The organism is Williamsia sp. (assembly GCF_016462415.1).
Classification (GTDB): domain Bacteria; phylum Actinomycetota; class Actinomycetes; order Mycobacteriales; family Mycobacteriaceae; genus Williamsia_A.
This window is the reverse complement of record NZ_JAEMTF010000240.1, coordinates 1-1572: the sequence shown is the minus strand read 5'-3', so window position 1 is coordinate 1572 and position 1572 is coordinate 1. Positions and strand designations below refer to the sequence as shown.

The 1572-nt window shown below is 68.6% G+C and carries 1 protein-coding gene and 1 pseudogene; one reads left to right on the top strand and one right to left on the bottom strand.

What is annotated here, in order from left to right:
- Positions 1-1107: low temperature requirement protein A (locus JHC79_RS23735; protein ID WP_296395555.1), on the bottom strand; the 1107-nt coding region annotated here is incomplete at its 3' end.
- 268 nt (positions 1108-1375) lie between these two features.
- On the opposite strand from JHC79_RS23735, the pseudogene JHC79_RS23730 reads away from it, so the two are divergent.
- Positions 1376-1572, top strand: a pseudogene (locus tag JHC79_RS23730) (hypothetical protein); the annotation flags it as partial.

Below are 1572 nucleotides of genomic sequence, written 5' to 3'. Positions count from 1 at the left end.
GACCACCGGGATCGCCAGCGCCGGCCACGGGAACACGGTCTTCCAGTGGCCGGACGACCAGCCGAGGATGGCGCACACCCCGACGATGAACAGGGCCACTCCCGCACAGAGCACCCACCGACCGGCGTCGGTCAGCTCCCCCACGGGGTGCAGGACGTACTGCCCGATGCCGATGCCCAGCAGCGCGGCCCCGAGCGTGAGCGGCAGGTGACCGTAGATGTAGCCGTCCGCGCGGCCGCTGTCGACAGCGCTGTCGTCGTCCTGGATCTCGGTCTTGGCCTCGGCGCCGCCGATGTCGAAGTACATCCACCACACCGCCGCCGCGATGGTGAAGCCCAGCGCCGCCACCGCCAGCGACGACCACGCCCACTCGGTCTCGTTCATGCCGAGCACGATGGCCGAGATGGCCTCGCCGAGCACGAGGATGACCAGCAACCCGAATCGCTCCGGCAGATGCGTGAGGTGCAGCGGCACGTCCGGTCCCCACCGGGTCGCGGCGAACGGCGCACCCGCCTCGACCGCGATGCCCACACCCCACAGGACGTAGGTGATGGGCGACGGGGTGAACAACGAGACCGACCAGATCAACGCGCTGATCGCGGTGGCGCCGAGGTAGAGGTCGATGGTGGCCCGCACGTCGGTGATGTGGCGCCAGGCGCGCAGGTAGAGGACGACGAGGATGACGCGCGTCGCGATGTAGCCCACCCCGAACGCGACGGTCCCGTCGCCACCGACCGCGGTGGCCGCGGCTGCGGCCATCACCGCGACGGCGAACGTCGCGGCCAGCTTGAGTACCCGATAGATGACGTCGTTGGTGTCGAAGCGGTTCGCGTACAGGGTGGTGGTCACCCAGGACCACCACGTCACCACGAAGAGGCCGGTGAACACGGCGACGCCGTGCCAGCCCAGATCGGCCTTCAACGCCAGGGCCAACTGATGGATGACCAGCACGTAGGCGAGGTCGAAGAACAACTCGAGTCTCGTTGCCCCGCGGTCGTCTTCGGTACGTAGTCGCGGTGGAGCGATGAGCGGCGTCCGCTGGTCGGCCCCCGACTCGCTGTCGTCGTCGGACCGTGGGGTCGCGTCGTCGGTGGACCGATCGGTCATGTGAGTGCCCTTACGTCGGACCTGTCGCGACGTCGACGTACATCGACTCAGGTGCCCGGAATCGGGCTGCTACTCAACCGCGTCTCACGGTAACACCGCATATCGGTCTTCTCGGACCAGCGAGCCCCAGCCGTCAGCCGTTACCGCCCCGTGACTTTTCGTTATCAAGCGGTGACCGTGCGGGCGCTGACGCTCGACGTCTCCGTTGCATCGTCGGATTCAGACATCGTCGTCGGGGCGGTGCACGGAGTTCTCGGGAGGACCTCACATGTCATTCACCATCAGTTCCGCGCGACGGGCCGCGGGCATCGCGACCTTCACCCTGCTCGCCGCCGGAGGCACTGCCTTCGCCGCGGCGCCGGCGTCGGCGGCACCCGATGTCTGCCCGGCCACACCCGGTCAGAGCAGCATCCGGACCGATTGCCAGGCGACCTCGTCGGCCACCGGGACCTCGGCCGCCATCGG